At 65.4% G+C, this 26,107-nt stretch carries 23 protein-coding genes; 16 read left to right on the forward strand and 7 right to left on the reverse strand.

What is annotated here, in order from left to right; genetic code table 11:
• The first annotated feature begins 26 nt into the window (after positions 1-26).
• The 7 genes from ESP70_RS02380 to ESP70_RS02410 all read left to right on the forward strand — a co-directional run bounded on the left by ESP70_RS02380 (position 27) and on the right by ESP70_RS02410 (position 8,870).
• Positions 27-2,474 carry a DNA gyrase/topoisomerase IV subunit A gene (locus tag ESP70_RS02380; RefSeq protein ID WP_149687766.1) on the forward strand — a complete coding sequence of 816 codons (2,448 nt, stop codon included), beginning with the start codon at positions 27-29 and terminating at the stop codon, positions 2,472-2,474.
• A 25-nt stretch (positions 2,475-2,499) separates the two neighbouring features.
• Positions 2,500-3,219 (forward strand): LppX_LprAFG lipoprotein, encoded by a 720-nt coding sequence (locus ESP70_RS02385; RefSeq protein WP_149687767.1) that lies wholly within the window; start codon positions 2,500-2,502, stop codon positions 3,217-3,219.
• The gene (locus ESP70_RS02390) at positions 3,216-4,973 is read left to right on the forward strand and encodes an MFS transporter (protein WP_188110442.1); all 1,758 of its coding nucleotides are present in this window, start codon (positions 3,216-3,218) and stop codon (positions 4,971-4,973) included. Before ESP70_RS02385 ends, ESP70_RS02390 begins: the two co-directional genes overlap by 4 nt.
• A 10-nt stretch (positions 4,974-4,983) precedes the next feature.
• Positions 4,984-5,478, forward strand: coding sequence for a beta-class carbonic anhydrase (locus ESP70_RS02395; protein WP_149687768.1), 495 nt, complete (start codon positions 4,984-4,986; stop codon positions 5,476-5,478).
• 73 nt (positions 5,479-5,551) lie between these two features.
• Positions 5,552-6,010 (forward strand): hypothetical protein, encoded by a 459-nt coding sequence (locus ESP70_RS02400; protein WP_149687769.1) that lies wholly within the window; start codon positions 5,552-5,554, stop codon positions 6,008-6,010.
• Between the two features lie 70 nt (positions 6,011-6,080).
• Positions 6,081-7,460, forward strand: coding sequence for a multicopper oxidase family protein (locus ESP70_RS02405; protein ID WP_149687770.1), 1,380 nt, complete (start codon positions 6,081-6,083; stop codon positions 7,458-7,460).
• Positions 7,461-7,523: 63 nt separating this feature from the next.
• Positions 7,524-8,870 carry an outer membrane protein assembly factor BamB family protein gene (locus ESP70_RS02410; RefSeq protein WP_149687771.1) on the forward strand — a complete coding sequence of 449 codons (1,347 nt, stop codon included), beginning with the start codon at positions 7,524-7,526 and terminating at the stop codon, positions 8,868-8,870.
• Positions 8,871-8,873: 3 nt separating this feature from the next.
• Here ESP70_RS02410 and ESP70_RS02415 read toward each other — a convergent pair whose 3' ends face one another.
• On the reverse strand, positions 8,874-10,970 hold the full coding sequence (locus tag ESP70_RS02415) for a DNA gyrase/topoisomerase IV subunit B (protein WP_188110529.1): 2,097 nt from the start codon (positions 10,968-10,970) through the stop codon (positions 8,874-8,876).
• A 195-nt stretch (positions 10,971-11,165) separates the two neighbouring features.
• Between ESP70_RS02415 and ESP70_RS02420 the strand changes: the two genes are divergently transcribed.
• Entirely contained in the window at positions 11,166-11,369 is a 204-nt protein-coding gene (locus tag ESP70_RS02420) for a DUF7455 domain-containing protein (RefSeq protein WP_056213457.1), read from the forward strand.
• 67 nt (positions 11,370-11,436) lie between these two features.
• Here ESP70_RS02420 and ESP70_RS02425 read toward each other — a convergent pair whose 3' ends face one another.
• The 4 genes from ESP70_RS02425 to ESP70_RS20645 all read right to left on the reverse strand — a co-directional run bounded on the left by ESP70_RS02425 (position 11,437) and on the right by ESP70_RS20645 (position 16,365).
• A complete protein-coding gene (locus ESP70_RS02425) occupies positions 11,437-12,903 on the reverse strand; it encodes a phospholipase D-like domain-containing protein (RefSeq protein WP_149687773.1) in 1,467 nt (488 codons plus the stop codon).
• Positions 12,904-13,173: 270 nt separating this feature from the next.
• A complete protein-coding gene (locus ESP70_RS02430) occupies positions 13,174-14,637 on the reverse strand; it encodes an RNA polymerase sigma factor (protein WP_188110444.1) in 1,464 nt (487 codons plus the stop codon).
• 108 nt (positions 14,638-14,745) lie between these two features.
• Positions 14,746-16,224: a glutamate-cysteine ligase family protein gene (locus ESP70_RS02435; RefSeq protein ID WP_149687775.1), complete on the reverse strand. Its 1,479-nt coding sequence runs from the start codon at positions 16,222-16,224 to the stop codon at positions 14,746-14,748.
• A gap of 9 nt (positions 16,225-16,233) precedes the next feature.
• Positions 16,234-16,365, reverse strand: coding sequence for a hypothetical protein (locus tag ESP70_RS20645; RefSeq protein WP_425458384.1), 132 nt, complete (start codon positions 16,363-16,365; stop codon positions 16,234-16,236).
• Between ESP70_RS20645 and ESP70_RS20530 the strand changes: the two genes are divergently transcribed.
• Entirely contained in the window at positions 16,310-16,435 is a 126-nt protein-coding gene (locus ESP70_RS20530) for a hypothetical protein (RefSeq protein WP_281287293.1), read from the forward strand. The genes ESP70_RS20645 and ESP70_RS20530 overlap by 56 nt on opposite strands.
• A gap of 300 nt (positions 16,436-16,735) precedes the next feature.
• Here the strand turns inward: ESP70_RS20530 and ESP70_RS19945 are convergent, their stop codons facing one another.
• Positions 16,736-16,918 carry a hypothetical protein gene (locus ESP70_RS19945; protein WP_188110445.1) on the reverse strand — a complete coding sequence of 61 codons (183 nt, stop codon included), beginning with the start codon at positions 16,916-16,918 and terminating at the stop codon, positions 16,736-16,738.
• Between the two features lie 142 nt (positions 16,919-17,060).
• On the opposite strand from ESP70_RS19945, the gene ESP70_RS02445 reads away from it, so the two are divergent.
• The 7 genes from ESP70_RS02445 (at position 17,061) to ESP70_RS02470 (ending at position 25,126) form a co-directional block, all read left to right on the forward strand.
• The gene (locus ESP70_RS02445; RefSeq protein WP_149687776.1) at positions 17,061-17,459 is read left to right on the forward strand and encodes a hypothetical protein; all 399 of its coding nucleotides are present in this window, start codon (positions 17,061-17,063) and stop codon (positions 17,457-17,459) included.
• 255 nt (positions 17,460-17,714) lie between these two features.
• The gene (locus tag ESP70_RS02450; protein WP_149687777.1) at positions 17,715-18,998 is read left to right on the forward strand and encodes a tyrosine/phenylalanine carboxypeptidase domain-containing protein; all 1,284 of its coding nucleotides are present in this window, start codon (positions 17,715-17,717) and stop codon (positions 18,996-18,998) included.
• Positions 18,995-19,165, forward strand: a complete 171-nt coding sequence (locus tag ESP70_RS19950; protein WP_188110446.1) for a hypothetical protein — start codon at positions 18,995-18,997, stop codon at positions 19,163-19,165. The genes ESP70_RS02450 and ESP70_RS19950 overlap by 4 nt, the downstream gene beginning before the upstream one ends.
• Before the next feature lie 21 nt (positions 19,166-19,186).
• Positions 19,187-19,924, forward strand: coding sequence for a hypothetical protein (locus tag ESP70_RS02455; RefSeq protein WP_149687778.1), 738 nt, complete (start codon positions 19,187-19,189; stop codon positions 19,922-19,924).
• A 2,786-nt stretch (positions 19,925-22,710) separates the two neighbouring features.
• Complete coding sequence (locus ESP70_RS02460) at positions 22,711-23,622, forward strand: DUF4268 domain-containing protein (RefSeq protein WP_223148586.1); 912 nt, start codon at positions 22,711-22,713, stop codon at positions 23,620-23,622.
• On the forward strand, positions 23,619-24,494 hold the full coding sequence (locus ESP70_RS19955; protein ID WP_188110447.1) for a hypothetical protein: 876 nt from the start codon (positions 23,619-23,621) through the stop codon (positions 24,492-24,494). Before ESP70_RS02460 ends, ESP70_RS19955 begins: the two co-directional genes overlap by 4 nt.
• Before the next feature lie 38 nt (positions 24,495-24,532).
• Positions 24,533-25,126, forward strand: coding sequence for a DUF7002 family protein (locus tag ESP70_RS02470; protein WP_425458385.1), 594 nt, complete (start codon positions 24,533-24,535; stop codon positions 25,124-25,126).
• A 48-nt stretch (positions 25,127-25,174) separates the two neighbouring features.
• Here ESP70_RS02470 and ESP70_RS02475 read toward each other — a convergent pair whose 3' ends face one another.
• Positions 25,175-25,675, reverse strand: a complete 501-nt coding sequence (locus tag ESP70_RS02475) for a hypothetical protein (protein ID WP_149687780.1) — start codon at positions 25,673-25,675, stop codon at positions 25,175-25,177.
• Between the last annotated feature and the right edge of the window lie 432 nt (positions 25,676-26,107).

The following is a 26,107-nucleotide window of genomic DNA, read 5'->3' on the forward strand; positions in this document are numbered from 1 at the left end:
CTGAGCAGCGCAACACAGGAGATTGAATGGCCCGCAGCAGCAAGCAAGCTCCCGAGGAGGACTTCGAGGAGCACATCGTCGACACCGACGTGAGCGACGAGATGCGATCGAGCTTCCTCGAGTACGCCTACTCGGTGATCTACGCGCGCGCCCTGCCCGACGCGCGTGACGGTCTCAAGCCCGTCCAGCGGCGCATCCTCTACACGATGGACGACATGGGCCTGCGGAGCGACCGCGGGCACGCCAAGAGTGCGCGACCCGTCGGTGAGGTCATGGGCCGGTTGCACCCGCACGGCGACAGCGCGATCTACGACGCGCTCGTACGACTCGTGCAGCCCTGGTCGTTGCGGCTGCCGCTGCTCGACGGTCACGGCAACTTCGGCTCGCAGGACGATCCGCCTGCGGCGATGCGCTACACCGAGGTCCGCATGGACCAGGCCGCCGAGGCCATGACGGCCTCGATCAACGAGGACACGGTCGACTTCAAGCCCAACTACGACGGCCGCGAGACCGAGCCGGTCGTCCTGCCGGCCGCTCTGCCCAACCTGCTCGTCAACGGCGCCAGCGGCATCGCCGTCGGCATGGCCACCAACATCGCGCCGCACAACCTGATCGAGGTGGTCCAGGCGCTGCGCCACCTCATCAAGCACCCGTCGGCCGACCTCGACGACCTCATGCGGTTCATCCCCGGCCCCGACCTGCCCACCGGCGGCAAGATCGTCGGCCTCGAGGGCATCCGTGATGCGTACGCGACCGGCAACGGCTCGTTCCGCATGCGTGCCTCGGCCCGTGTCGAGAGCGTCACTGCCCGCCGCAAGGGCATCGTCGTCACCGAGCTGCCCTACAACGTGGGTCCGGAGAAGGTCATCGAGGCGATCAAGAAGCTCGTCCAGGCCAAGAAGCTCCAAGGCATCTCGGACATCAAGAACCTCAGCGACCGCCACAAGGGTCTCAACCTCGTCATCGAGATCAAGAACGGCTTCATCCCCGAGACGATCCTCGAGCAGCTCTACAAGAGCACCCCGATGGAGAGCTCGTTCGGCATCAACGCCGTGGCGCTCGTCGACGGCCAGCCCCGCACGCTGGGGCTCAAGGACATGCTCGAGGTCTACCTCGGGCACCGCATCGACGTCGTCCGGCGCCGCACGCAGTTCCGCCGGGGCAAGGCCGCCGACCGGCTCCACCTGCTCGACGGCCTGATGCTCGCCCTGGTCGACATCGACGAGGTCATCCAGCTGGTCCGCGCGAGCGAGAACCGCAGCGAGGCCAAGGAGCGCCTCATGACGGTGTTCGACCTGTCCGACATCCAGGCGACCTACATCCTCGACCTGACGCTGGGCCGGCTCACCAAGTACGACCGCATCGAGGTCGAGCGTGAGATCGCCGAGCTCCGCAAGCTCATCGACGACCTCGACGCGATCCTCGCCGACGAGCAGGTGCTCCGCCGGGTCGTCGGCGACGAGCTCAACGACATCGCCCAGAAGTTCGGCACGCCGCGGCGCACCGTCCTCCTGGAGTCGTCAGGACAGACCGCCACGGCCGCGTCGCCGCTCGAGGTCGCCGACGACCCGTGCTGGGCGCTGCTGTCCGCGACCGAACTGCTGGCCCGTACGTCCGACGACTCGCCGCTCGGCGACGTCGATCGCCGGGTCAAGCACGACACGATCGTCTCGGCCGTACGCACGACAGCCCGCGGCGAGATCGGCGTGGTGATGGCCGACGGCCGCATCCAGCGCATCTCGGTGCTCGAGCTGCCGGCGTTGCCACCGACGGCCCAGTCGCCCAACCTCCAGGGCGGCATGCCGCTGCGCGAGATCCCGGGTCTCGAGGGCACGGTTCTCGCGCTCACCGGCCTGGGTGACTCCGGGCCGGGCCTCGCGCTGGGCACCCGCTCGGGCGTCGTCAAGCGGGTCAAGCCCGAACAGCTGTCGCGTGACTCGTGGGACATCATCTCCCTCGACGAGGGCGATGTCGTGGTCGGCGCGGTCGAGCTGGCGACCGGCGACGAGCAGCTCGCGTTCGTCACGTCGGACGCCCAGCTGCTGCACTTCTCGGCGTCGCTCGTACGCCCTCAGGGTCGCGCCGGCGGCGGCGTCGCCGGCATCAAGCTGACCCCGGGCGCCCGAGTTGTCTCGTTCGGCGCGGTGCGCGACATCGAGTCCGCCAGCGTCGTGACGATCGCCGGGTCCGGCGACGCCCTGCCCGGCACCCAGAACGGCGCGGTCAAGGTCAGCCCCATGGCGATCTATCCGGCCAAGGGTCGGGCCACCGGCGGTGTCCGGTGCCAACGCCTGCTCAAGGGCGAGGACGGGCTGCTGCTGGCCTGGGTCGGCGACGGCGCGCCCATGGCGTGCGCCACGAGCGGGTCGCCCGTCGATCTGCCCGAGCGCACGGATCGTCGCGACGGCTCCGGCGTGCCCGCCGCACAGCCGATCCTGGCCGTCTCGGGTCCGGCCGGTTCGCTCGCGATCTGAGCGCCGCACCGTGCAAGACTGAGCCGTGCGCACAAGACACCTGATCCTGACGCTCGCTGCCTCCGCCCTCGTCGTCTCCGGCTGCACCGGGTCCTCCGGCGACGACGGCGGCACCAAGGGCGATCCGGCCAAGCTGCAGGCGCGCCTCACCGAGGCCAAGACCGCACTCGACGACGCCGAGACGGTCACCATCTCGCTGGCCACCACCAAGCTGCCGTCCGGCGTCACCGGCCTGCTGTCGGCCAAGGGCCAGGGCAACCACTCCCCCGCGTTCAAGGGCAAGGTCAAGGTCGTCACGGGCGGTGCGAGCCTCGACGCCGACGTCATCGCGGCTGACGGCAAGGTCTGGGCCAAGACCGGCTTCTCGCCGACGTTCCTGACGATCAACCCGGCATCGCTCAAGGCACCGGATCCAGCCGGGCTGCTCGCGCCTGACACCGGCATCTCGCAGATCCTGGCCAAGACCCAGAAGCTCTCCGAGGGCGACAAGTCACGCGACGGCAAGGACGTCCTCACGACGATCACCGGCACACTCCCGGGCAGCCTCGTCCGCGACATCATCCCATCGGCGGCACAGGACAAGTCGTTCGCCGTGACCTACCGCCTCGACGACGACAACGTCCTGCGCGACGCCAGCCTCAAGGGGCCGTTCTACCCCAACGGCGGTGACGTGACCTACACCGTGAGGCTGACCACCTCCGACACCGCCATCACCATCGAGCCGCCGACCCCCGCCGGTCGATGACCTCGCGGGAGGCGATCAGCCCCGCCTCGAAGGTTCTCCTCGGACTGGCGGCTGTCGCGATCTCGTTCGCCGCCGCCGACACGTACGTCGTGGTGCTCGCGCTGCCCGACATGATGACGTCGACCGGGCTCGACCTCGACGACCTGCAGCGCGCCGCTCCCATCGTGTCGGGGTTCCTGCTGGGTTACGTCGGCGTGCTGCCGCTCATCGGGCGCATCTCCGACCTCCGGGGCCGCGTGCCGGTGCTGCTCGGGTCGCTCGTCGTGTTCGCGGTCGGCTCCCTGGTCACCGCGGCGGCCTACAACCTCGAGAGCATCGTGCTCGGCCGGCTCATCCAGGGCATCGGCGGTGGCGGCCTCATCCCGCCGACCCTCGCGCTCGTCGCGGACCTCTGGCCGCCTCAGCGCCGCGGCCTGCCGCTGGGCGTCGTCGGTGCCGTTCAGGAGCTCGGCAGCGTGCTGGGGCCGCTCTACGGCGCGGTGGTGCTCGCCTTCGGCGACTGGCGGCTGATCTTCTGGCTCAACTGCGCCATCGGGCTCGTGCTGGCCGCCGCGATGCTTCCGTCCCTGCACGTGTCGGACGTACGCGAGGGCGCCGCGACCGCTTCACCGGCCAAACGACGCTTCGACCTCATCGGCACCGGCCTGGCCGTGCTCACGCTCGTCGGGGTCACGGTCGTCATGCTCGAGCCAGACCGGCTGACCCAGGGCGTGACGAGCGGCCTGGCGTTCCTGCCGGTCACCGGCGACTCCCGCTGGCTCACGCCGCTGGCCCTGACGACGTACGGGCTGCTCGGACTGTTCCTGCTGCGCCAGGCGACCGCGCGCCGACCCCTCGTCGGCTGGCGCCAGTGGCCGGCACTGGCCCGCGAGACCGACATCTCCGGAGCCCTGCTGCTGACGACCGTGCTCGGGGCGATCATCCTGACGTTCGCGTCGGCCGAGCCCGAAAGTGGGGCGATCTCCGACCACGCCCCGTGGCTGATCCCGTTGGCCGTGGTGGCGTTCGCGGGCTTCGCGGTGCGCCAACGCCGCGCCCCTCGCCCCCTGATCCCACGTGGCGCTCTCGCGGCGACGCCGGCCTGGGGCGCACTCGTCGTCTCGTTCTTCGTGGGCGCGGCCCTCATCGCGGCGCTCGTCGACATCCCGTTCTTCGCTCGGCTCACGGTTGACCGCGACTCCCAGCTCGACGCCGCGCTGGTGCTCGTACGCTTCCTGGTTGCCCTGCCGATCGGCGCGGTCATCGGCGGATGGCTGTTGCACAGGGTTCCGGCATCCGTCCTCACGTGCGTCGCGATGCTGATGAGCGCTGTCGCGTTCTGGCACATGTCGACATGGGACGCGCACTCGCTCGACCATCCGGTCGAGACGCTGTCGCTGGTGCTCGGCGGACTCGGCTTCGGACTTGCGATCGCGCCGGTCAACGCCGTGCTGCTGGCCCACACCGCCGACGCCGTGCACGGTGTCGCGTCCGCCCTGCTGATCGTTGCGCGCATGGTGGGCATGCTGCTGGGCATCTCAGCGCTCACCACGATCGGCCTGCGGGCGTTCTATCGCGCGTCCGACACGATCCCGCCCGCCGCGGACCTGTGCAACGGCAAGGCGACGCTGTGCCAGGCCTACAAGGACGCCGTCCGCGACGCGGGCATCGCCCAGCTTCACGCGGTCTTCATCGGCGCCGCGGTGTGCGCCCTCACAGCCGCCGTGCTGGCGTTGCTGGTGTTCCGTGACAACCGCGAAACAGCCACCCGATAACCTGTCGCCCATGCCTGAATTCGACGACTTGCTGGCGGCCAATCGCGAGTACGCCGAGGACTTCGGTCTCTCGGGTTTCGACGGGATCGCCCACGCCGGGATCGCCATGGTGACCTGCATGGACTCCCGTATCGATCCGCTCCGCATGATCGGCCTCGCCCCCGGAGACGCCAAGATCCTGCGCAACCCCGGCGGGCGCGTCACCGACGCCGCGCTGGTCGCCCTCGTGCTGGGCGTGACGCTCCTCCAGGTGCGGCGCGTGCTCATCGTCGAGCACACGCGTTGCGCCATGGCGTCGTCGACCGAGGACGAGCTCAAGGGCCGGGTCGGCGACGCCGCCGGCACCGACGCGTCGTGGATGACGCTGGGCGCGATCGACGACCAGCAGAACACCGTCCGCGCCGACGTGCTGCGCGTCCGCAGCCACCCGCTGATCCCCGACGACATCGCTGTCGGCGGCTTCATCTACGACGTCGACACCGGGCTGCTCAACCCCGTCACCTGAATCTCCTGCAAAACCGGAAAAATGGCGTCAACGGGTTCATGATGAAGGTGGGGGCCAGCCCACAGGAGTCGCCATGAGAAAGACCTATCGAGTTCTCGCAGACATCATCGCGATCGAGGTCGTGATCCAGGCGATGGTGATGGTGTTCGCCATCGCAGGACTCTTCAAGTGGATCAGCGACGGTGCCACCCTCGACCAGTCCGTGATCGACGGGTGGGAGGACGACCCGCCGGCCTGGACCGGTTCGATCGGCCACTTCATCCACGTCATGAACGGCCAGTTCCTGATCCCGCTGCTCGGCATCGCCCTGCTGATCGTGTCGTTCTTCGCCGCGGTCAACGGCGGCGTCAAGTGGGCCGCGATCATCCTGGCGTCGATCGTGGTGCAGGTCGCAGCGGGGCTGACCGCCGAGGACTGGCCTTACCTCGGCCTGGTTCACGGGCTCAACGCGTTCGTCCTGTTCGGTGCCGCGCTGATGGCCGCTCGAAATGCCAAGCCCGTACCGGTGACGGCGCCGGCGACCGCACCCTGATGCCTTGAGGCGTCGCCGGCTCCTCATTGCGTCGGCAGCCACGTTGGTCGTGCTGGTTCCACTTGCGTGGATGTGGCACGCCAGCCTGGTGCCGTCGACGTACTCCGTGATGGACATGGGACATGTCGATGCCGGCGGTGGCCCGAAGCCCCACGGTGGTCACCACGGCACCCACACGACGAGCGTGAAGGACCTCGTCGAGGATCCGCAGCGGGAGGCCGACGTCGTCGTCGAGCTGACCGCGCAGCGTGGCAGGATCTCGCTGTCGTCCGGACGGTCCGTCGACGGGTTCACGCTGAACGGCCAGTCTCCCGGACCTGCGATCACGGCGAGGGTCGGGCAGCTCGTCGAGGTGCGCGTGACGAACGACAACGTGCCCGACGGGATCGCCCTGCACTGGCACGGAATCGATGTCCCCAACGCGGAGGACGGCGTCGCCGGCGTGACGCAGGATGCCATCCGCCCCGGGGATGAGCACACCTACCGGTTCGTCGTCGACCGAGTCGGGAGCTACTGGTACCACTCGCACCAGGTGTCGCACGTGCAGGTCGTCCGCGGCCTGTTCGGCCCCCTCACCGTGCTCCCTGCCGCAGGCATCGAGCAGGATCGCGACGTCGCCGCGGTCGCCCACACCTACCGCGGCATCCGCACGCTCAACGGCGCAGAGGGCAATGTGCCGGTCAGCGCGACCGACGGCGAGACCGTGCGCGTGCGGGCCATCAACACCGACAACGGACCGATGCAGGTGTGGTGCGATGCGTCCTACCGCGTCGTCGCCGTCGACGGCACCGAGGTCAACCAGCCGTCTCCGGTGTCGGGCAGGTACGTGACCGTGACGGCCGGCGGCCGCATCGACCTCGCGGTGGTCTCCCCCGCTCGGGTGCACGTCGGCGGTGCGACGACGTTGGCGATCGGATCCGTGGCAGAGCCGCAGCCCGGGACGCCTGTCCCGAAGCAGCCGGTCGACCTGCTGACGTACGGCGCGCCGACCCCGACCGGTCTGGACGCGGCCGACCCGGACCGCGAGTTCACCTACTCCGTCGGCCGCAAACCCGGATTCGTGGACGGTGTGCCGGGGATGTGGTGGTCGATCAACGGCCACCTGTTCCCCGACGTGCCGATGTTCCTGGTCGCAGAGGGCGATGTCGTCGTGATGCACATCGAGAACCACACGGGCGATGTCCACCCGATGCACCTGCACGGTCATCATGCCTTGGTCCTGAGCCGCAACGGAGAGCCGGCGACCGGGAGTCCGTGGTGGACCGACTCGCTCAACGTCAGGAGCGACGAGCGCTTCGACATCGCGTTCGTCGCTGACAACCCCGGCGTGTGGATGGACCACTGCCACAACCTCACGCACGCTGCGGACGGTCTGATCGCGCATCTGATGTACGAAGGCGTCACCACGCCGTACGTCGTCGGCGGCGACGCGGACAACTCGCCCGAATGAGGTTCGGTGCCGGTGCTCGACGCCGCTGCGAATCGGCGCCTTCCTCTGCCCTAGGCTCGATGCATGAGCTCCGGGGGGAACCATGACACTGCCCGTCCACGCCGCACATCTGGCCGGCGCAGGCTGGTGGCGGTGCTCGGCTCGATCGTCCTGGTGTGTGGCCTGATCGTCGGCTACGCGCATCTGCGCCTGCACCGGCTCGAGACCGCCGACGTCGCGTGGTCCTCGCCCTCCGTCACGGGCGACACCGCGATCGCCAGCGGGAGGGTCTACACGTACGACCCCAACGACGGCCTGAGCATCCACCGCATGGCCGACGGCAAACCGGTTTCCGGCGAACCGGTCTTCGGGACGTGGATGTACCTGGGCCGAAGCGGCTACTTCGCCGTCCTCGATCTCGACCAGATGACCTTCTACTCCCCGGTCGGGAAGAAGCTCTGGACCAGACAGCTGGGCAAGCGGGACCCTGTCGCCGTGCGCCCCCAGGCGATCGGCGACCGAACCGTCACCTTCAAGGACTGCACGGGCACGGCGACGTGCGCGCTCGTCACGCTCGATGCGGACGGTTCGACCGTCTGGCGCAAGTCGGTCGACGCGGATGCACCGTTCCCGTACGAGCACTCCGAGGACGTCGAGCAACCCGCGACCAGGAACGACCGACCCTCGCTGCGCCTCGTACCCTCGGTTCCGGTGCAGAACATCGATGGCCGGCTCACGGCGCTGGATGGCACTGGGTCCCCACACGGCCTGTCGATCGAGGCCAAGGATGCGGCGATCATCGGCGACACGTTGGTCGAGCTCAGCCACCAGGGCGACTCCTGCACCTACCGGGCCGTACGAGACGGCAGTGAGCTGTGGACCAGCAGCACGGCATGCCGCGGCGGCTCCCGGTTCGATCGCGAGCCGCTGTACGTCCTGGCGTTTTCGCGCCGCCTCTACGCGATCTACTCGACCTCCACCGGCAATTCGCGCATGGTCAGCCTCGACCTCACGACTGGCCGCGCGACCGGGTTCGACTATGCCTACGGCTCCGGCGACCGGACGTCGTCGACGTACGTGTACGCGGGTGAGAACGTCATCGTCAAGAAGGACAAGCGGAGGCTCACCGGGATCTCACCGTCGACCGGCAAGGTGCTCTGGCGCTACGCCGACCACGGCGGCAGCGAGCTCTACCCCGCCGTGGCTGTCACCGGTGGAACCGTCAATGTGCTCACCGCGCCGCGCAGGATGTGGCGGACGCTGGCCTTGGGACACACATACCCGAAGCACTCGATCACGGTCCTCGACGCTCGCAGCGGTACGACCGTCGCACATTTCATGCACGAGTCGATCTACGGCACGACCGGGGCGCCGGACGGCGCCCTCCTCGTCATCGCCGACGATCGGCTGTTCCTCGTGCGGCGCGACTGAGGGTCAGGCGTCGATGCGGTCGGCGTCGATCTCGTAGGCGCCCTGCACGATGAACTCCTTGCGGGGCGGGACCTCGTTGCCCATCAACAGCTCGAAGACCGACGAGGCTTCCTCACCATCGTCGACGGTGAGACGGCGCAGTGTGCGGTGTCGGGGGTCCATCGTGGTCTCGGCCAGCTGAGAGGCATCCATCTCGCCGAGGCCCTTGTAGCGCTGCACCGGGTCCTTCCACTTGATGTTCTTGCGCTGCAGCTCGGCGAGCTTGCGCTGCAGCTCGGCGTCGGAATAGGTGTAGACGTACTTCTCCTGGCCCTTCTTGGGGCTCGACAGCTCGATGCGGTGCAACGGCGGCACAGCCGTGAAGACCCGGCCGGCGTCGACCAGCTCGCGCATGTAGCGGAAGAACAGCGTCGCGAGCAGACACCGGATGTGGGCACCGTCGGAGTCGGCGTCGGCCATGAAGATGATGCGGCCGTAGCGCGCGGCGTCGACGTCGAACGTCCGTCCCGAGCCCGCACCGACGACCTGGATGATCGACGAGCACTCGGCGTTCTTGAGCATGTCGCCGATGCTCGCCTTCTGGACGTTGAGGATCTTGCCGCGGATCGGCAGCAGGGCCTGGAACTCCGAGTCGCGCGCCGACTTGGCGGTGCCGAGGGCCGAGTCGCCCTCGACGATGAACAGCTCGGACCGCTCGACGTCGTTGCTGCGGCAGTCGGCCAGCTTGGCCGGCAGCGCGCTCGACTCCAGCGCGTTCTTGCGGCGCTGCGTGTCACGCTGCTGACGCGCCGCCAGACGCGTGCGCGACGCGTCGACGACCTTCTGCATCACGAGCCGCGCCTTGGCCTTCTCGGCCGTCTTGGTGGACGTCAGGAACCGCTTGAGCTCACGGGACACGACCTGGTTGACGATCTTGGTGACCGCCGGCGTGCCGAGGACCTCCTTGGTCTGGCCCTCGAACTGCGGCTCCGCGAGGCGTACGGTCACCACCGCCGTCATGCCCTCGAGCACGTCGTCCTTGATGACGTCGGGGTCACCCGTCTTGAGCAGGCGGGTCGTCCTGAGCACGTCGTTGAACGTCTTGCTGACTCCGCGCTCGAAGCCGTTGAGGTGGGTGCCGCCCTTGGGGGTCGCGATGATGTTGACGAACGACTGCACCTGGGTGTCGTAGGCCGTGCCCCAGCGGACCGCGACGTCGACGCCGAGCGTGCGCTCGATGTCCTGCGGCGTCATGTGGCCCTTGCTGTCGAGCAGCGGGACGGTCTCGGTGAAGACGTCCTCGCCCTGCAGCCGCAGCACCTCGGTGACCGGCTCGTCGGTGGCGAGGAAGTCGCAGAACTCCGCGATGCCGCCGTCGTGGCGGAACTTCTCCTCGTGCGGCTCGTCACCCCGGTGGTCGCTGATGACGATCTCGAGGCCAGGCACGAGGAATGAGGTCTGCCGGGCGCGCGTCACGAGCTCGTCGTAGGCGAACTTGGCGCCCTTGATGAAGATCTGCGGGTCGGCCCAGTAGCGCACCCGCGTGCCGGTCTTGGCCTTGGCGACCTTGCCGATCTTGCGCAGCTCGTTGGTCGGGGTGAAGTCCGCGTCGGGGCCGTCACCGGCGAACACGCCCGGCTCCCCGCGCCGGAACGACATGGCCCACGTCGCGCCGTTCTTGTCGACCTCGACATCGAGGCGCGACGACAGGGCGTTGACGACCGAGGCGCCGACGCCGTGCAGGCCACCGGTCGCGACGTAGGACCCACCGCCGAACTTCCCGCCCGCATGCAGCTTGGTGTAGACGACCTCGACGCCGGTCAGGCCGGTCTTCTTCTCGATGTCGACCGGCACGCCGCGGCCGTCGTCCTGCACCTCGACGGAGCCGTCGTCGTTGAGCGCGACACGGATGTGGCTGCCGAAGCCGCCGAGGGCCTCGTCGACCGAGTTGTCGATGATCTCCCACAGGCAGTGCATGAGACCACGTGTGTCGGTGGAACCGACGTACATGCCTGGGCGCTTGCGGACGGCCTCCAACCCCTCGAGGACGAGGAGGTTGCGTGCGTCGTACGTGCTGTCGATTGTCGGTGCCTCTCGGGATCGGTCCTGTGCCTCAAGGATATCGACCCGGTGTGACGTGCCCCGCCATGACACGCGACCCACAGCGCGCCTGCGTCGATTTGTCCCGCTCGGGGAGTATGTATGTCGTAGGTCACGAACGACCACGAGGAATAGCGCCCCGTGATTGGATGTTGATCTGGTCAGAACCGCCGATTGCTCAGAGAGAAGGTCACCGTGACAACACTGACAGCCCCCATGCTGAGCTCCCTCGACCGCTGCGACCGCTGCGGCGCTCAGGCATACGTACGCGTGACGCTCGGCGGCGGTGGTGAGCTGATGTTCTGTGCTCACCACGCACGGCAGCACGAGGACAAGCTCCGCGAGATGTCAGCCCTCATCCACGACGAGAGCGAGCGACTCGCGGCGACGCCGTCGACGTTCGCGGACGAAGACGCCTGACCGCTTCGTCACCCGAGACACCCGCGAAGGGCCGGCCAGATCATCTGGCCGGCCCTTCGCGTTGTGCTCAGTAGGGGTAGTTGCGGTACTCGTGGGACTGGAGGATCGCCTTCCAGTGCTCGAGGTACGCGTCGTAGACCGCAGGGTCGGTCGTCTCGGTCGTGATCTCGTCACTGGCCACGAGGTTGGAGCCGGTCAGCGCCGCAGAGCCGGCCTGGACGATCGTCGCCCGGGCTCCGTCCGTGGGCCACACGCTGCCGTTGGGCAGGCGCTCCTCGGGGTTGTAGAAGTTGGGCCGCAGCTTGGCCTCGACCAGGATCGTCTTGTCGTGGGGCTTGGCCCACGCGGCCTCGATCGTGCGGCTCGACGTCTTGAACACGTCGAGGATCGGCCGACAGACACGGATGTAGATCTGGCAGTGCGTCGTCCGGTTGACCTTGAGGTCGTCCTCGAAGTAGACACCCGAGATCTTGCAGCCGCCCTCCGCGAGCTCGACCAGTCGCTGCGCGACCGCGATGCGGCGGTACTTGAACCGGTTCTCCTGCAGCCTGATGCGGCACTGGTCGTCGGGGATGACGCGCTTGAGCAGCATCAGCACCGGGTCCTTGCCGTTGGTCGGCGTCGCCCGGATCGGGGTCGGGTAGATCGTGACGTTGGCGAGGTTGGAGTAGAACATCCCGTAGACCGGGTCGGCCTTGGTGTAGCCGTAGCGCTCGCGCTGGGTCTCGGTGATGCCGTAGCGCGAGTTGTGAGCCTTGATGTACGCCGTGTAGTTGCTGTTGACGTTGCGCTCGGCCCACATGTCGGTCCACATCTGGCGAGTCTCTTTCCACAACTTGTAGTCGTTGTAGACCGTCAGACCGTTGTTGTAGGTGCGCTCACCGCTGGGGCCACCGAGGTTGGCCGATCCGGACCAGATGGCGGCACTGGCCGGCTTGTTGTCCCGCGTGTAGGTGCTCGTGACCAGCAGGATCTTGGAGTGCATGATCGCGCCGTTGAGGCTCGACAGGCAGGCCAGGCTCTTGCCCTTGGAGCAGATCTTGAAGTGGCCGTGCGGGAGCGCATTGAGCTTGCTCTGCAGGTAGCGCGACTCCTTGGACTGCGAGGCCTTGCCGTGGATGACGTAGACCTCGACGCCGTTCTGAGCGGCGCGGATCAGCTCACGCCCGACCCGGTGCGAGTTCTCCATGCGGGAGATCGACAGGTAGACCGCCTGGGACCCGCGGTCGGAGCGCAGGCCGCCGGTGGGCTTGCGGTAGGACCCGCGGATCAGCCGCTCGAGGTCGTTGAGCAGTGAGAAGTCGCTGTTGGCCGAGCTCGAGATCGCCTTGTAGGGACGGGAGAAGTTGGTCTCCAGCGTCACCGGCTTCGCGCTGCCGTAAGGGTTGGAGAATCCTGCCGCGGCGGGCTTGACCTCGCCTTGCGGCAGGGAGCCGTCCTCTTCACCCGTGGTGGCGGTGTCGGACGGAGCGGGCGTCGTCGGCGTGGCCGTCGTCGTGTTGTCGACCGGGACCTCGTCCGCGTTGGAGGCCACGGTTCCGAACCCGAGGAGGAGGCTGCAGGCAAGAGCGCCAAGCCCGAATGTGCGCAGCACGCGCGTCGATCTGCCGGTTTTCTGCACAGGTCTACTCTCCGAGGGGCTCGTCGTGGTCGTGACAGTCTAACGCAATCGGTCCGGGTGGACAGATGCCTACGACATCGGTGCGGCCGCGTCTCTCGGCGCACACGACAGGCTACCCCGACACGTACGTCAAAGGCCCGCATCCCGGCCGGAACGGCGAGATGCGGGCCTTTGACGATGCGGTCAGTCGAGGTAGTCGCGCAGGACCTGCGAGCGCGACGGGTGCCGCAGCTTGCTCATGGTCTTGGACTCGATCTGGCGGATGCGCTCACGCGTCACGCCGTAGACCTTGCCGATCTCGTCGAGCGTCTTGGGCTGGCCGTCGGTCAGTCCGAACCGCATCGAGACGACGCCGGACTCACGCTCGGAGAGCGTGTCGAGCACGGCGTGCAGCTGCTCCTGGAGGAGCGTGAACGACACGGCGTCGGCCGGGACGATCGCCTCGGAGTCCTCGATCAGGTCGCCGAACTCCGAGTCGCCGTCCTCGCCGAGAGGCGTGTGGAGGCTGATCGGCTCACGACCGTACTTCTGGACCTCGACGACCTTCTCGGGCGTCATGTCGAGCTCGATCGCGAGCTCCTCGGGCGTGGGCTCGCGACCGAGGTCCTGCAGCATCTGGCGCTGGACGCGGGCCAGCTTGTTGATGACCTCGACCATGTGGACCGGGATGCGGATCGTGCGGGCCTGGTCGGCCATTGCGCGGGTGATCGCCTGACGGATCCACCACGTCGCGTAGGTCGAGAACTTGAAGCCCTTGGTGTAGTCGAACTTCTCGACCGCACGGATCAGGCCGAGGTTGCCCTCCTGGATCAGGTCGAGGAACAGCATGCCGCGACCCGTGTAGCGCTTGGCCAGCGAGACGACGAGGCGCAGGTTGGCCTCCAGCAGGTGGTTCTTGGCGCGGCGGCCGTCGATCGTGATCCACTCGAGCTCTTCGAGCATCTTGGCCGAGATGCGTCCGCCCTTGGCGAGCTTCTCCTCGGCGAAGAGCCCGGCCTCGATGCGCTTGGCGAGCTCGACCTCCTGGCCGGCCGTCAGCAGCGAGACCTTGCCGATCTGCTTGAGGTAGTCCTTGACCGGGTCGGCAGTGGCGCCGGCGACCATGACCTGCTGGACCGGCTCGTCGCTCTCGTCGGCGGCCGAGATCGTGAAGGACGACTGCTCGTCCTCCTTGAGCGTCGGATCCGTCGCGAGGTCCTTCTCGAACTCCTCGTCAGGAATGTCCGGCAGGATCTTCTTGCCCTGCGCGTCGACCATCACGGTGCCGTCGGCAACGGGCGGCACCTCGAGGGCATCGGCCAGGTCGATGCCCGCGGGGATCTTCGACTCCTCGTCCTGAGGCTCGGCGCTCTTCTTGGGCGCTGCCTTCTTGGCCGGAGCCTTCTTCGCGGCGGTCTTCTTGGCGGTGGTGCTGGATGCGGTCTTGGTCACTGTCGCTTCTGTCTTGGCCGGGGAACGGGACGGTGTGGTGGCCTTCTTGGCCGGTGTCTTGACGGTGGCGGCCTTCTTGGCTGCCGTCTTGCGTGGTGCTGTCGTGCTGGGTGCCTTCTTGGCCGGGGCCTTGGGGGCGTCGTCCACAGCCTCTTGCTTGGCCCCGCCGAGAAGCTTCTTGACGGCTCGGATCGGCGATCCTGCTGCGGGATTCACCGGCACGTCAACCTCACAAGCGGTAGATGGGCGCAACAATGAGGCCTGTGGTCAACCTCTGACTCCAGTGTGCCACGACCAACCAACCCCCGACATCTCAGGGTCCTCTCAGGCGCGTGTCGGCCAGGTGTGAACCGGGTCACCCGCGTGCATGTGCTCCTCATAGGCCCGCGTGGTGGCGCGCATCGCGGCCGACCGGTCGCTCGAGGAGCCGGCGTGATGGGCGAACTCGTCGATCAGCCACGTGGCACCGTTGCGGCCCGTGATGCAGCGCTGCTCGATGATGCCGAGGAGCCGGTCGCGCACGGCGGAGTCGACGTTCATCTCCTCGAGCCCGGCGTGCGCCAGCGGCAGAAGCTGGCGCAGGACGAGCTCGCGGGCCGAGACCGTGCCGACCGCCGGCCAATAGATCTCGGTCTCGATGCCCGCCCGGGCGGCTTGGTGGAAGTTGTCCTCCGCGGCACGGAACGACAGCTGCGACCAGACCGGCCTGTCGCTCGTGCCGAGGACCTTGACGAGTCCGTAGAACAGCGCGGCGTTGGCCATCGTGTCGACCACGGTGGGACCGGCCGGCAGCAAGCGGTTCTCGATCCTGAGGTGGGGTCGCCCGTCCGCCACGTCGTAGATCGGCCGGTTCCAGCGATAGATCGTGCCGTTGTGGAGGCGGAGCTCAGGCAGGTTGGGCACCCGACCGGCCTCGAGCTCGGCCAACGGGTCCTCGTCGTCGACGATCGGCAGGAGCGCCGGGAAGTAGCGGACGTTCTCCTCGAACAGGTCGAAGACCGACGTGATCCAGCGCTCGCCGAAGAACACCCGTGGACGTACGCCCTGGGCCTTGAGCTCCTCGCTGCGGGTGTCCGTGGCCTGTTCGAACAGGGCGATGCGGGTCTCATGCCACAGCTGCTGGCCCAGCAGGAACGGCGAGTTGGCGCCGACCGCGACCTGCACGGCGGCGATCGCTTGGGCGGCGTTCCACATCGGGGCGAACTCGTCGGGCTCGACCTGCAGGTGCAGCTGCGTGCTGGTGCACGCCGCCTCGGGGATGATCGTGTCGGCCGTGGTGTCGAGGCGGTCGACGCCGTCGATCACGATCTCGATGTCCTCACCCCGGGCGTTGAGGATCTGCTCCGACAACAGGTGATAGCGCGGATTGGCCGAGATGACGTCGCGGCTGAAGTGGCCCTCCTGCAGCGTCGGCAGGATGCCGATCATCAGGAGGTGCGCGCCCACTTCGGACGCCTTGGCCTGGGCGAAGTTGAGGTCGTCGCGCAGCGTCGCCTGCAGGACGTCGAGTCCCGTGCCCTCGATGCGCGCCGGCGGCACGTTGATCTCGATGTTGAACAGCCCGAGCTCGGTCTGGAAGTCCTCGTCGGCGATCGCCTCGAGCGCCTCGGCGTTCTTGAGCGCCGGGTCGCCCTTGTCGTCGACGAGGTTGAACTCGATCTCGATTCCGACATGGGTGTGCTCGAACGACAGGTCGTGCTCGCTGAGCATTCGGGCGAAGACATCGAGGCACCGGCGCACCTTGGCGCGGTAAAGCGTGCGGTCCTCGCGGCTGAACTCACGTGCGTCCACGTCCTGTCCCATGCAGACAGCCTAGGGCGACACGGGCTTCGCGGCTTGGAGTGCGAGCCAGTGAGCGGGTGAGACACCCCCTTCGAGCATCTGGAGGATGAGCCCGGCCATGGAGTACGTCTCGTCGGCGTCCAGCGCGCGCTCGACCGCGATGAGCGACTGGGCCCCGTCGCCGGTCAGCCACGCGGCGAACGCCGCGAGCAGCGAACCGCAACAGGTATGAATCAGGAGATTATCGAGAGGTCACGGCATAGTCCAAGTACGACAGACCGCGATCCTCGTGCCCGCCTCGCGACCCTCGACTGTGGCGACCAGGCCTACATCAGGCGCCCCGAATGCTCGGAACCTGACCGAGAATTCGCGCATTCCGAGGATTCAGCATTTCTAAAGTGCACCCACAAGGCAGTCCCAGATTCTCTGCAATCTCAGCAATTTCTATGTCAAGTGCTGCTGAAACGTTCGACTGAGCAGCGAAATTTCGCTCGCAAGTGTTCGATGCCCGGCCGCCCGCCAAGACGGTGATTCACTTCTGCCCAAGATCAAGCAGCAGGAGGTGGACGCCATGGACGACGAACGACAAGCCCAACACAGAGAGCGGATGGCTGCATACGCCGCGGATATCGCCGGGGCTCAGGCCGGGCAAGCGACGGCGCAGGCTGACCAGGCGAGAACGGCTTTGCGGCATCGCGAACTTGACGATGCCCAAGCCTCATCGAAGCGCATGGAACGCGCGTTTGAAGCGCTTTCCATGGAGCACGCAGTCAGGAGGGCAGCCCTCGACTCTGCCTTCGCTGACTGGCCCATCTGGGCACAGAACTCACTGAACAACCAACGATAGGAGATATCAAATGTCTCAGTCGCTAACGCCTTACACCGGCGGTACCTCAGAGGTGAGCGAATCACCCCTCGCCTACGTTCCAGGTACCGCAGCATTCCGGGCCCGCCGCGAATCGGCCGAGTTGGAACTGTCTCGCCAGCGTGACGTTGTGCAAGCGACGCACCAGCACGCGATGGAGATGATGGAAGCCCGCAACGACACCTTGCTTGGCCAAGTGACAACGGCCGGCGCGGGATTGATCGCGGAGACCGCGATCGATGTGGTTGCAAACTTCGCATCGCACGCCGATTCGGCATACCGGACGGCGTCACCCATCGGGCAAAACCTGATCGCGGAGACGGTCGCTGCGATGGCCCCGATGATCAACAACGTTGCGAGCAGTCACGCAGCCGCATTGCGGCGACGCTAATTGTCCGGGGTGGGTGCGTTGGCCCGCGCACCCACCCCGTTCTCGATCACGTCAACAAGGAGTGTCGTCCATGGCTGAGTTGTCCACCCCAGCGCAAGCCCACGCTCATGTTGGCGCGGCGGTAGTCGAATTGCGGCTCCTTGGAGAGAGAGCCGAGGTCCTTCTCGCGCTCATCGCGCACTCTGACGATTCGAGTAGGGCGCTCGCGGCCTACAACCGATCCCGGCCAACGACCAACAGGACCTAGGAGAAGTTGTGAATCGCGACGAACAACGCAGTATGTTCACCGACTCAAATTCGCACCAAGCCTTCCGCGAAACGGGTCGCCATGCCATCGCCGATGCAAAGTCGCTGAAGGACGCCTTGACGAGACGCCTCGGAGACTCAATGCACGACGCTTGGTGGCGCCGAGGTGGCGAGATCCTTGAGCGCTGCATCCAAGATGTCCGGGCGGCTCAGTACCCCATGCCCACGAACTTGCAGGCTGTTCGATGTTCTCTGCTCAGACACGGCACCGCCGACGGGATGCGATGGGAATACGACGAACATTCGGCCACCGCTCCGTCCCTCGGCGCCGTAGAGAAGGTGATCGACCTCGTGCAAAATTCGGATCATCCGTTGGCCGAGCCTTTGGAGTACCACATCGGGCGCGTGCTTGCGGGCCACGCGATACTCAGGGACGTTCTTCGAGGACGAGTCGGAAATGAGCATTTCACTGATTGGTCCAAGCGGCAGTGGGGAGTGCCAAGCGGGCCGGACGTGGAAGCCGCCCGTGCGTTGCTGGAGCGGACCTTCGCTCACGAGCAGGACGAGGTTCTCATCGAAGGCAGCGAGGTTATCACCGCTTTCGAGGCACTTCTAAAGGATGTTGACGGGCAGTGGTCCGTGGCGGCACGCTCTGGCGCTGCGCTCGTCGCCGTGAATTCGGACGAAAAGACAGTCTTTGTCAACGTCGCCCACCCCTTCCGCCGAAGCGCGATACGGCGCCTAATGGTCCACGAAATCGGTGGTCACGTAACCCGGACCAACAACGCCGCCCGACACTCCGGCGTCCTCACAACCGTCCCGCTCGGTAACGATGCGATGGCAACCGAGGAAGGCCTGGCCCTCTACGTGGAGCGGCTGTTGGGGGTTTCTAGCGCAATGCAGGAACGGGTCTATGCAGCGAGGGCAGTCGGGGTCGCAGTCGCCTTAGAAGAGGGAATCGACGTGGTGTTCGCTGCGCTCGAGCCTTCAGTTGGTGCTGAGGCCGCGGCACAGATCGCGGTAAGAGTGAAGCGTGGAGTGGAAGACTTCAGTGCACCTGGTGCTTTTACGAAGGACCACGTATATCTGTCCGGCGGAAGCAAAGTGTCGGCCGCGCTCGCACGCCAACCCGACCTTTTGCCGACGTTGCTGTCAACGAAATGGGACCTCGATACCGCACGCAAACATGGGGATCTCCTTCGGTTGAGTGATCAACCACCCTTCATCCCGGACCAGTCGTTCTTGGCCGATATCGACTGCTCGATCAGCACACTTCGGACGGTCGGCGAATGAACACCTTCAGCGCCCGAGTCAGCCACGCAACCGATGTCCTGATTGCCGCAGGCGCCATTCAGGCCGAGTTGATCGACCTTCTAAGGGATTGCGAGGACGACGCCGTCGGACGGCGTGTGATGGACATTGCCCTCGATGCAATAGACCGACTCCATCCTGCAGGTTGACCGAATCAGGAGGTTGCTTCCATGGGTATACGAACAGTGGCTGATGCGGTCCAAGAAATGCGAGAGGCGGCCGATGCAACCATCAAGCGCCGCTCTCGGACACAACGAGCCAAAATTGTGTTCCTCTTCGCGCTCTGCCTGATACTCACGGTCCCAACGGCGTTGCATATCGCTGACACCGAAATGGTGAGCCGGCTCGTGACTAAGGGCCATGAGACATTCGATGAGAACGACGCGCTGCCGCGCGCCGGGGTAGAGCCCACGCTTTATGAAACGGCCATCTCGTTCAACCTCAACAAGTGGGGCGTCGTCCGCGTCGGATCTGTTGACGCTCTTGTCATCGATTATGAGTTCAAGGGTCACGCCGTCAAAGGCGACTATCAGTTGATCGCCCGTTGGAATAGGAAGCCGAACCAGCCGCGCACGAAATCGACGACCTGGACTGGCGACGATGCCTCGAAGCATCAAGCAAGTCCTGCAACGACACCGCTTGCGACTGCCAGCGGAACCGCGGTTGTTTCGAGTGGCACGACTTGCCACGAGTTACCCGCAAAAGCAGGTAGATCCACGGTCATTTGCGCAGGAAGTGAGTATTTCCTGGTCTCCCCGACCGTCGAGAACGGTCGCTATCCAGATGACCTCATGATCGTCTACAAGATGAAGGACCGCACTTCGGCGGCCGTTCGGTTCGTTCTAGACGACAGGACCCGTCGATGGAGAACCTGCAATCTGCTGCGGTGTACCCATATGGCGTCGTAGTCCCCTCTACGAGCGCCGGACTAGACCGCCCGTTAGCCATGAAGACCGTGAACTCACGTGTGTCACGAGCGATGGTGCTTGGTGAAGACGTTTCATTTCGTCCGGCCCAGCGGGCGGGCGGCTAAACACCTCATTCCACCCGCCGGGGCGGAGCCAATCGCGGCTCTCTAGAGATCGTCTCCAGTGTGACCCGCCGGTGATAGCGCGCAGTCGACGCAAGTGACGGTCCAACACTGAACCTGGCACGAATGAGCGGAAGTCTTCTCCGCGCTTGTCGACGGCAACCCGAGGTGTTTGGGCAATTGGCGCGCCTTCAACGAGCGTGCGCCCAAGTTCGTACGCAACTCGCACGTCAACGTCGCCGATAGAGGGGTGCCAGAGGAATTGGTGCAGATCGTCGTCTCCCCCACCAAGGTCGTGTTCTGGCGCAACGTACGCCCCTCCCCAATGCACGTAGGTCGGAAGCACAGTCGCGACGAGTGCCTTCGGAAAACGGTCCGCGGCGTCCTGAACGAGTTGTGAGGTGGCTTCTGCGTTCTCCCTGCTGTCTACGCCATTTACGTTCAAATCCGGAGACGTTTGTTCTGTCCTCTGTTCCCAGAGGTCTGATGATGTCTGATCCGATCCGGTATCGGTATCCAACAGAACGATCGCTACGGACGGATCGTTGAGAAGGTCTTCGGCTGCTGGACTGAAGTCCTGTTGGCTACCGATTTTGCGCAGCAGATACTGCACATTTGTCGGCACGACCAGCACGTCGTCGCGCCGCCGGCTTACTACCTTCAATCGCTCCCACGTGCGAGTCGCACTATCGCGATCTTCGATGTGTTCTACGGCGAATGGCCGCCTGCCCGTCAGCATCGCCTCCATCGTCCGAAAATCCACGACCTCCCAGCCCAAGGCTTCCCCTAAACGGCTCGCGATTGGGATCGGTCTGACGGACGCATGCCCGGCCACGATAATCGTCCTGACGACAGGGTCAGCGCATGGAGTTGTGTATACCGGGTCCGCGATGTTTAGCGGCGATTGCTGCGTGAAGATGTGCCGATGGCCCGGTTCCGTGCTGTGCCTAAGCATCGATGAAAAGTGCTTGCCGAACGAGCCATAGGTCGACAGGCGCGCTCGCGTGAATTGGGTCCCGCTCCGCGCCACGATCTCGAGCCGCTCGTGACGGTGCTTGTTCCATTCAGCGTCCGACCCCTGGAAGTTCTTCGGTCGCTCTTTCAAGAACCATCGGGGCGTCGTCGAACCCCTGATTCTGTCCAAGGAATAGCGCGGCTCGGCCGCTTGATCCCACCAGGCGGTAGAGGGGTAGGCGTCCTCACTCTCTCCCCGATTGGGTCCATACCAACGCAGGAACTCAACAGCGTGGTACCCGACGTGAGGAAACACCCATCCCATAGGGATATCGAACAGGCGTGCACGCCAGCGACCGTACGGGCTCTGCCCGGATGACCCGAAAGTCGATTCTCGCTCGCAGGACTCCAAAACGTTCCTGGTCAAGTCACTGACCGACGGGCCACGCTGGCTACTCCCCCGCAATGCAGTCTCTAGTCTGCCCATAATGTGTAGCCGAGATACGTGGGGCGCATCGAATTCATTGGGAGGCGCGAGTTCCTCGATCCTCTTCTCCGTGAGATCCGCGATCTGCTCGATTACTGAGTACTCAAAGCTTTCGCCGATGGCGACGAGCAGTCGAAGAGGCGGAACTGTCGAATTCGGCTCCTTATATCCCCGGACAGTGCTCACAGGAAACCCCGAAGCCTTCGCCCAAACGGGCAGCGACCCAAACTCGGACTGCTGAACCAAGGACTCAAGCCGCCCCCACCAACGTGTTCGTCCTTCGAGCGTCGCTATGCGCTGATCTTCACCGCGACTGATCGCCATCCAGACCCTCCACTGCATCGGTCTGCGAAACGTATCGAAGGAACGATGCGCGCGAGACGGAATTGACGAACCAGCCGCACGAATTCTCGTTCGCAACTGGAGTGAACGGCACGCGAACTGTGCGGCGACAGGCTGGAGCGCCGAGTATTCGGACACTCCAACGCTGCCCCATGGTGCAACGATTTCCTGAACTTACGCTCGGTCACGTCTCTACAAGGAGGAGAAATCATGGCAGCAGATCTTCCGCCCAACCTGGTCGGTTCTCCCGCGCACTCCGAGGTTCGATACGCGAGAGAACAGGACAAACAGCGCATCAAACGCGAGGAGGAGCGTAAGCGAGCGCAAGCCGCCGACATGCGTCTGCGTTCCCAACAGACCTCACAGAAGAAGTAGCAGCGATTGACCTGCGAGAGGAGGAATCATGAGCCAGCAGCAGCAACCCCCGCCCAAACCGCCGTCGACTCCGGGGCCGAATCAGCCCAATCCGCTTGGTAAACCGCACTGAGCCCTGAGGCGCCGAGGCAGGTCCGCACCGGATCGCCTCGGCGCCAAACGGGTTTGCATCGCCCGGGATGAGTCCACAAGGCCCAGACATAGCAGCGACTGCCGGCCGGTCACTCAAACCCCCGGCGTGCTCTACAGGTGCCGGACCACCGGCGGATGTCCCTCACCCGTGTCAGGATTCTCGACATGAGTTCGTTGTTGCGCACGGCATGGTTGACCGCCAGAACCATTCATCCGCCCTACGCCAGCAATCGGTGCGCCCCCATATGACCTCGACACCTCCAAGACTTGGCCGTGTCATTCACGTGGACGCGAGGGCCGTATGGCCTCATGAGGCTCACGATTTCACTCCGTGGCTGCTGGCGAATGTTGACGTTTTGAACTCGCTCCTTGGCATGGACCTCGTGCTGGACGTGGCGGAGCACCCCGTCGGCGGGTTCAGTCTCGACCTCAAGGGGCGTGACGAACAGACCAGGCAGACCGTGATCGTTGAGAACCAACTTGAACAGTCCGATCACATGCATCTGGGACAGATCCTGACTTATGCGGCCGGCACGGACGCGACGACGATCGTGTGGGTGGCGACAAGTTTCCGTGAGCCTCACCGTGCCGCCATCGACTGGTTGAACGAGCGCACAGACGAAGAAACCAGGTTTTTCGCGGTCGAGATCCAAGTCATCCGGATCGGTGACTCTGATCTCGCGCCGGCCTTCAAACTTGTTGCGCAGCCGAACGACTGGGGAAAGCACGTCAAAGCGGCGAACGCACAAACAGGCGAGGTGTCTGAGCGCGAAGGCCTCTACTGGCAGTTCTGGGACCAGTTCCGCTCGCGTGTTCTAGTTGAGCATCCGACGTGGAGCAAATCCTCGTCGTCGACGAAGAGTTCGTGGTTTTCGATGTCAGCCGGTGTGAAGGGCGCCAACTGGGTGGCCACTTTCACCGGCCGGCGTCTCGCCGTCCAACTCTCGTTCGAAGATCCCGACAGCGATCTCAATAGCGCACGTTTCGAAGCGCTTTTGACCCGCCGTGTCGAACTCGAAGAGGCCTTCGGTGCATCTATCCAGTGGGAACCACGGGAAGGCTTGAAGTCCACACGGATTGCGGTCTACTCCGACGACGAATGCGATGTGAGCGACCGCGCCCATTGGCCTGACTACGTGGATTGGCTCATTAGACAGGGCATCCGGCTGCGGTCGGCCGTAGCGAGCGTTGGCGGCGTTCCGCTTGCTAGCAGTCCGCTCCCCCACTCAGACCAGCAGGCACCAGTCCCCGACGCTCGAATCGCAGAGGCGGAGGGGACGGTGTGACCAAAGACGACGCGTATGCGCGACTCGATTCGCTGGCCACCTGGTCGCCCTGGACACCGTTCGACGCGTCCCACGCGGTCGCGCCCACCGAGCCCGGCGTGTACCTGTTCCGCCTCCCCGGCGACCACACCATCGTGTATGTCGGCATGGCCGGCGAGAGAACTGGCTCCGGTCGCCCGCAGGGGCTCCACGGGCGGCTCAACGTCTACCGGCGCGGAAAGGGAGCCGTGAGCGGATTCGGTGAAGCCGCCTTGGACAGGGCCCTCGCCGACGAAGCGTTCATCTCCGAACAACTCCGCCACCTTTGCAGCGACGGACCTAAACGTGCAAAGGAATGGGCGAGGGAGGCCATCACTTGGCTTAACCCGCAGATCCGTTGGACCGCTACTGCCGACAAGGCGTCCGCCCTCGCTCTCGAAGCGGAGGTCGAGGCACTCCTCGGTCCGCACGGGTTGTGGAACCGCGTCTCCATGAAGAACCGGCTGTTGCTCGACCAAGCCGAGATTGCTGCATTCGAAGAGGACACCGCGGCGGAGCCCCCCGGTTCAGACGAGCCGGCCACCGAGATGGATTTCGAGACGGTCTTCACATTGCACGGCTACACGATCGACCTTGATCGTCTCTACCGGGAGATGTGGGCGTTCTCCAGTGTTCATGTGACCAGTGGCGAACGAATCTTCGACGGATACAGTCCCGAAGTTCCCGCCATGAAGCGGCTCATCCATGAACTCTTTGATGTCCCTGTCCAGAACCGGATCCACGCTGTGAACGACGCCATCCGATCGGAGTGCCGGGATCGACTGACAGCGCTCGGCTGGGCAAGTAAACACCCCGGCCGATCCCCCCGATACACCTTGCACCGGGTCCTCTGACCGTGAACGCGGCTGACTTGATCATCCGGCACCCGACCGTGTTTCACATGGCGGCCCAGTCCGCGTGGCCATCAATCCGGGAGCACGGCTTACTCTCAGCAGAGGGACTTGCTGACCTCTACCGGGTGCGCGGTGCAAAACGGCATGCCCTTCTGGGCGAGGTGCGGCGGGAGTCGATCACCCTGAAGCGCCTCGGGATGTCACCGGCCATTGTCCGCGACCAGAAGCCGATGAAATTCATCCACGAGAAGATCGAAGCCGGGTCAACGTTGGAGCAGTACTTAGCGGCGATCAACGCTCGGGTGTTCTTCTGGCCAACACGCGAGCGGCTCGAAAGGCTTACCCGCTCCCGCGAGTACGCCGACCAACCCAAGGTAGTCCTGCACGTAAGTACGTCAGCACTCGTTGACCGGTACGGCGAACTAATAGAACTGTGCCGTTTCAACAGTGGTGCGGTCACGCAGAAGAACCATCCGCCTCGGGGACATCAGTCGTGGGTCCCTGTCCGCGATTACCGCTATGACGAGCACCGAGCCGCACACGGCCCGGACGGAGCGCTGGCAGAGGTCACGGTCCGGGGCAGCGTGCCCGACGTTTTGGACATAGTGACCGAGATCGAGCGAATCCCATAACGAACGCTGGTTGAAGACGGCACGACAGGGGCCCCGCGGGCGCCAAGGTCACACCTTTGGGAACGGTTCCCAGCCGCTCTTCACGGTCTTACCCAGACTCAGGTCAAGGCTCCCACGGATACGACCGTTGTACGGGCCCAGCGTTTCGGACGCATCGATCAACCGGTGTACGTCTTCGAGTGGCACGTAGAACGTCACCTCCGACCCCGATTCAAGTCGGTGTGGGAGCGGCGGGTTGGGATCCCACGCGAAGCGCGAGAGTGACATCCCCGCCTGTCCCTCCACCCCGTAGCCCTTTATGTCCACCGGCATCCGACCGCGGTTGCGACCGCGCACCGCAACAACCGGCTCGGTGAAACCTTGCTGCAAAGTCCTGTCAAGGTCGCCGCGAATGGGACCAATAGCGGCTCCTCCCCTCCCGAGGCCACCCCACAGGATCTCCGCTTGAACACGCGGGCCAGTCAGCGAGTGCTGTACGACTTGCCAGGTCAGACTTGCAACGGACAGCGCGAGGCCGACGACGGCGATTGTGAGTGTGAAGACTTCCACGCGAGATCCTGCCTTTCGCCAGTGACAGGCAGTATGCCGACGGCACTTTGCTGCTGCAAACAGGAAGCCAGCCGGGATCCTCGGGGGGTGAGACCACGGCTGGCCTGAAGTTAAATCTAACGGGGACGCGGAGCCGCTGTCCCTGAATTCGTGACACTCGCAGATCTCTCGCGCTTACGAGACCCTCTTCGGGCATCCCACGGCCTGAGCGACAGGGCGCTGACCTGCGCAACCAACGACCAGTGGGCCCTCGCCGCTTGGCGTCGCGGACGATGCCGTATCTCCGTTCGCCAGTCAGCCCTGCCAGTGCGTCTGGTTGTGTCAGGTTTGCCCCGCCGCGTGTTCCAGGTCGTAGTGCCGGTCAGATCGAGCGGCCCCGAGCCCCCTCACGGTCGCCGCAGCAGCAGCGAGGATATGCCCGTGGCGGCCCAA

Source organism: Aeromicrobium ginsengisoli, from assembly GCF_004134905.2.
GTDB lineage: Bacteria > Actinomycetota > Actinomycetes > Propionibacteriales > Nocardioidaceae > Aeromicrobium > Aeromicrobium ginsengisoli.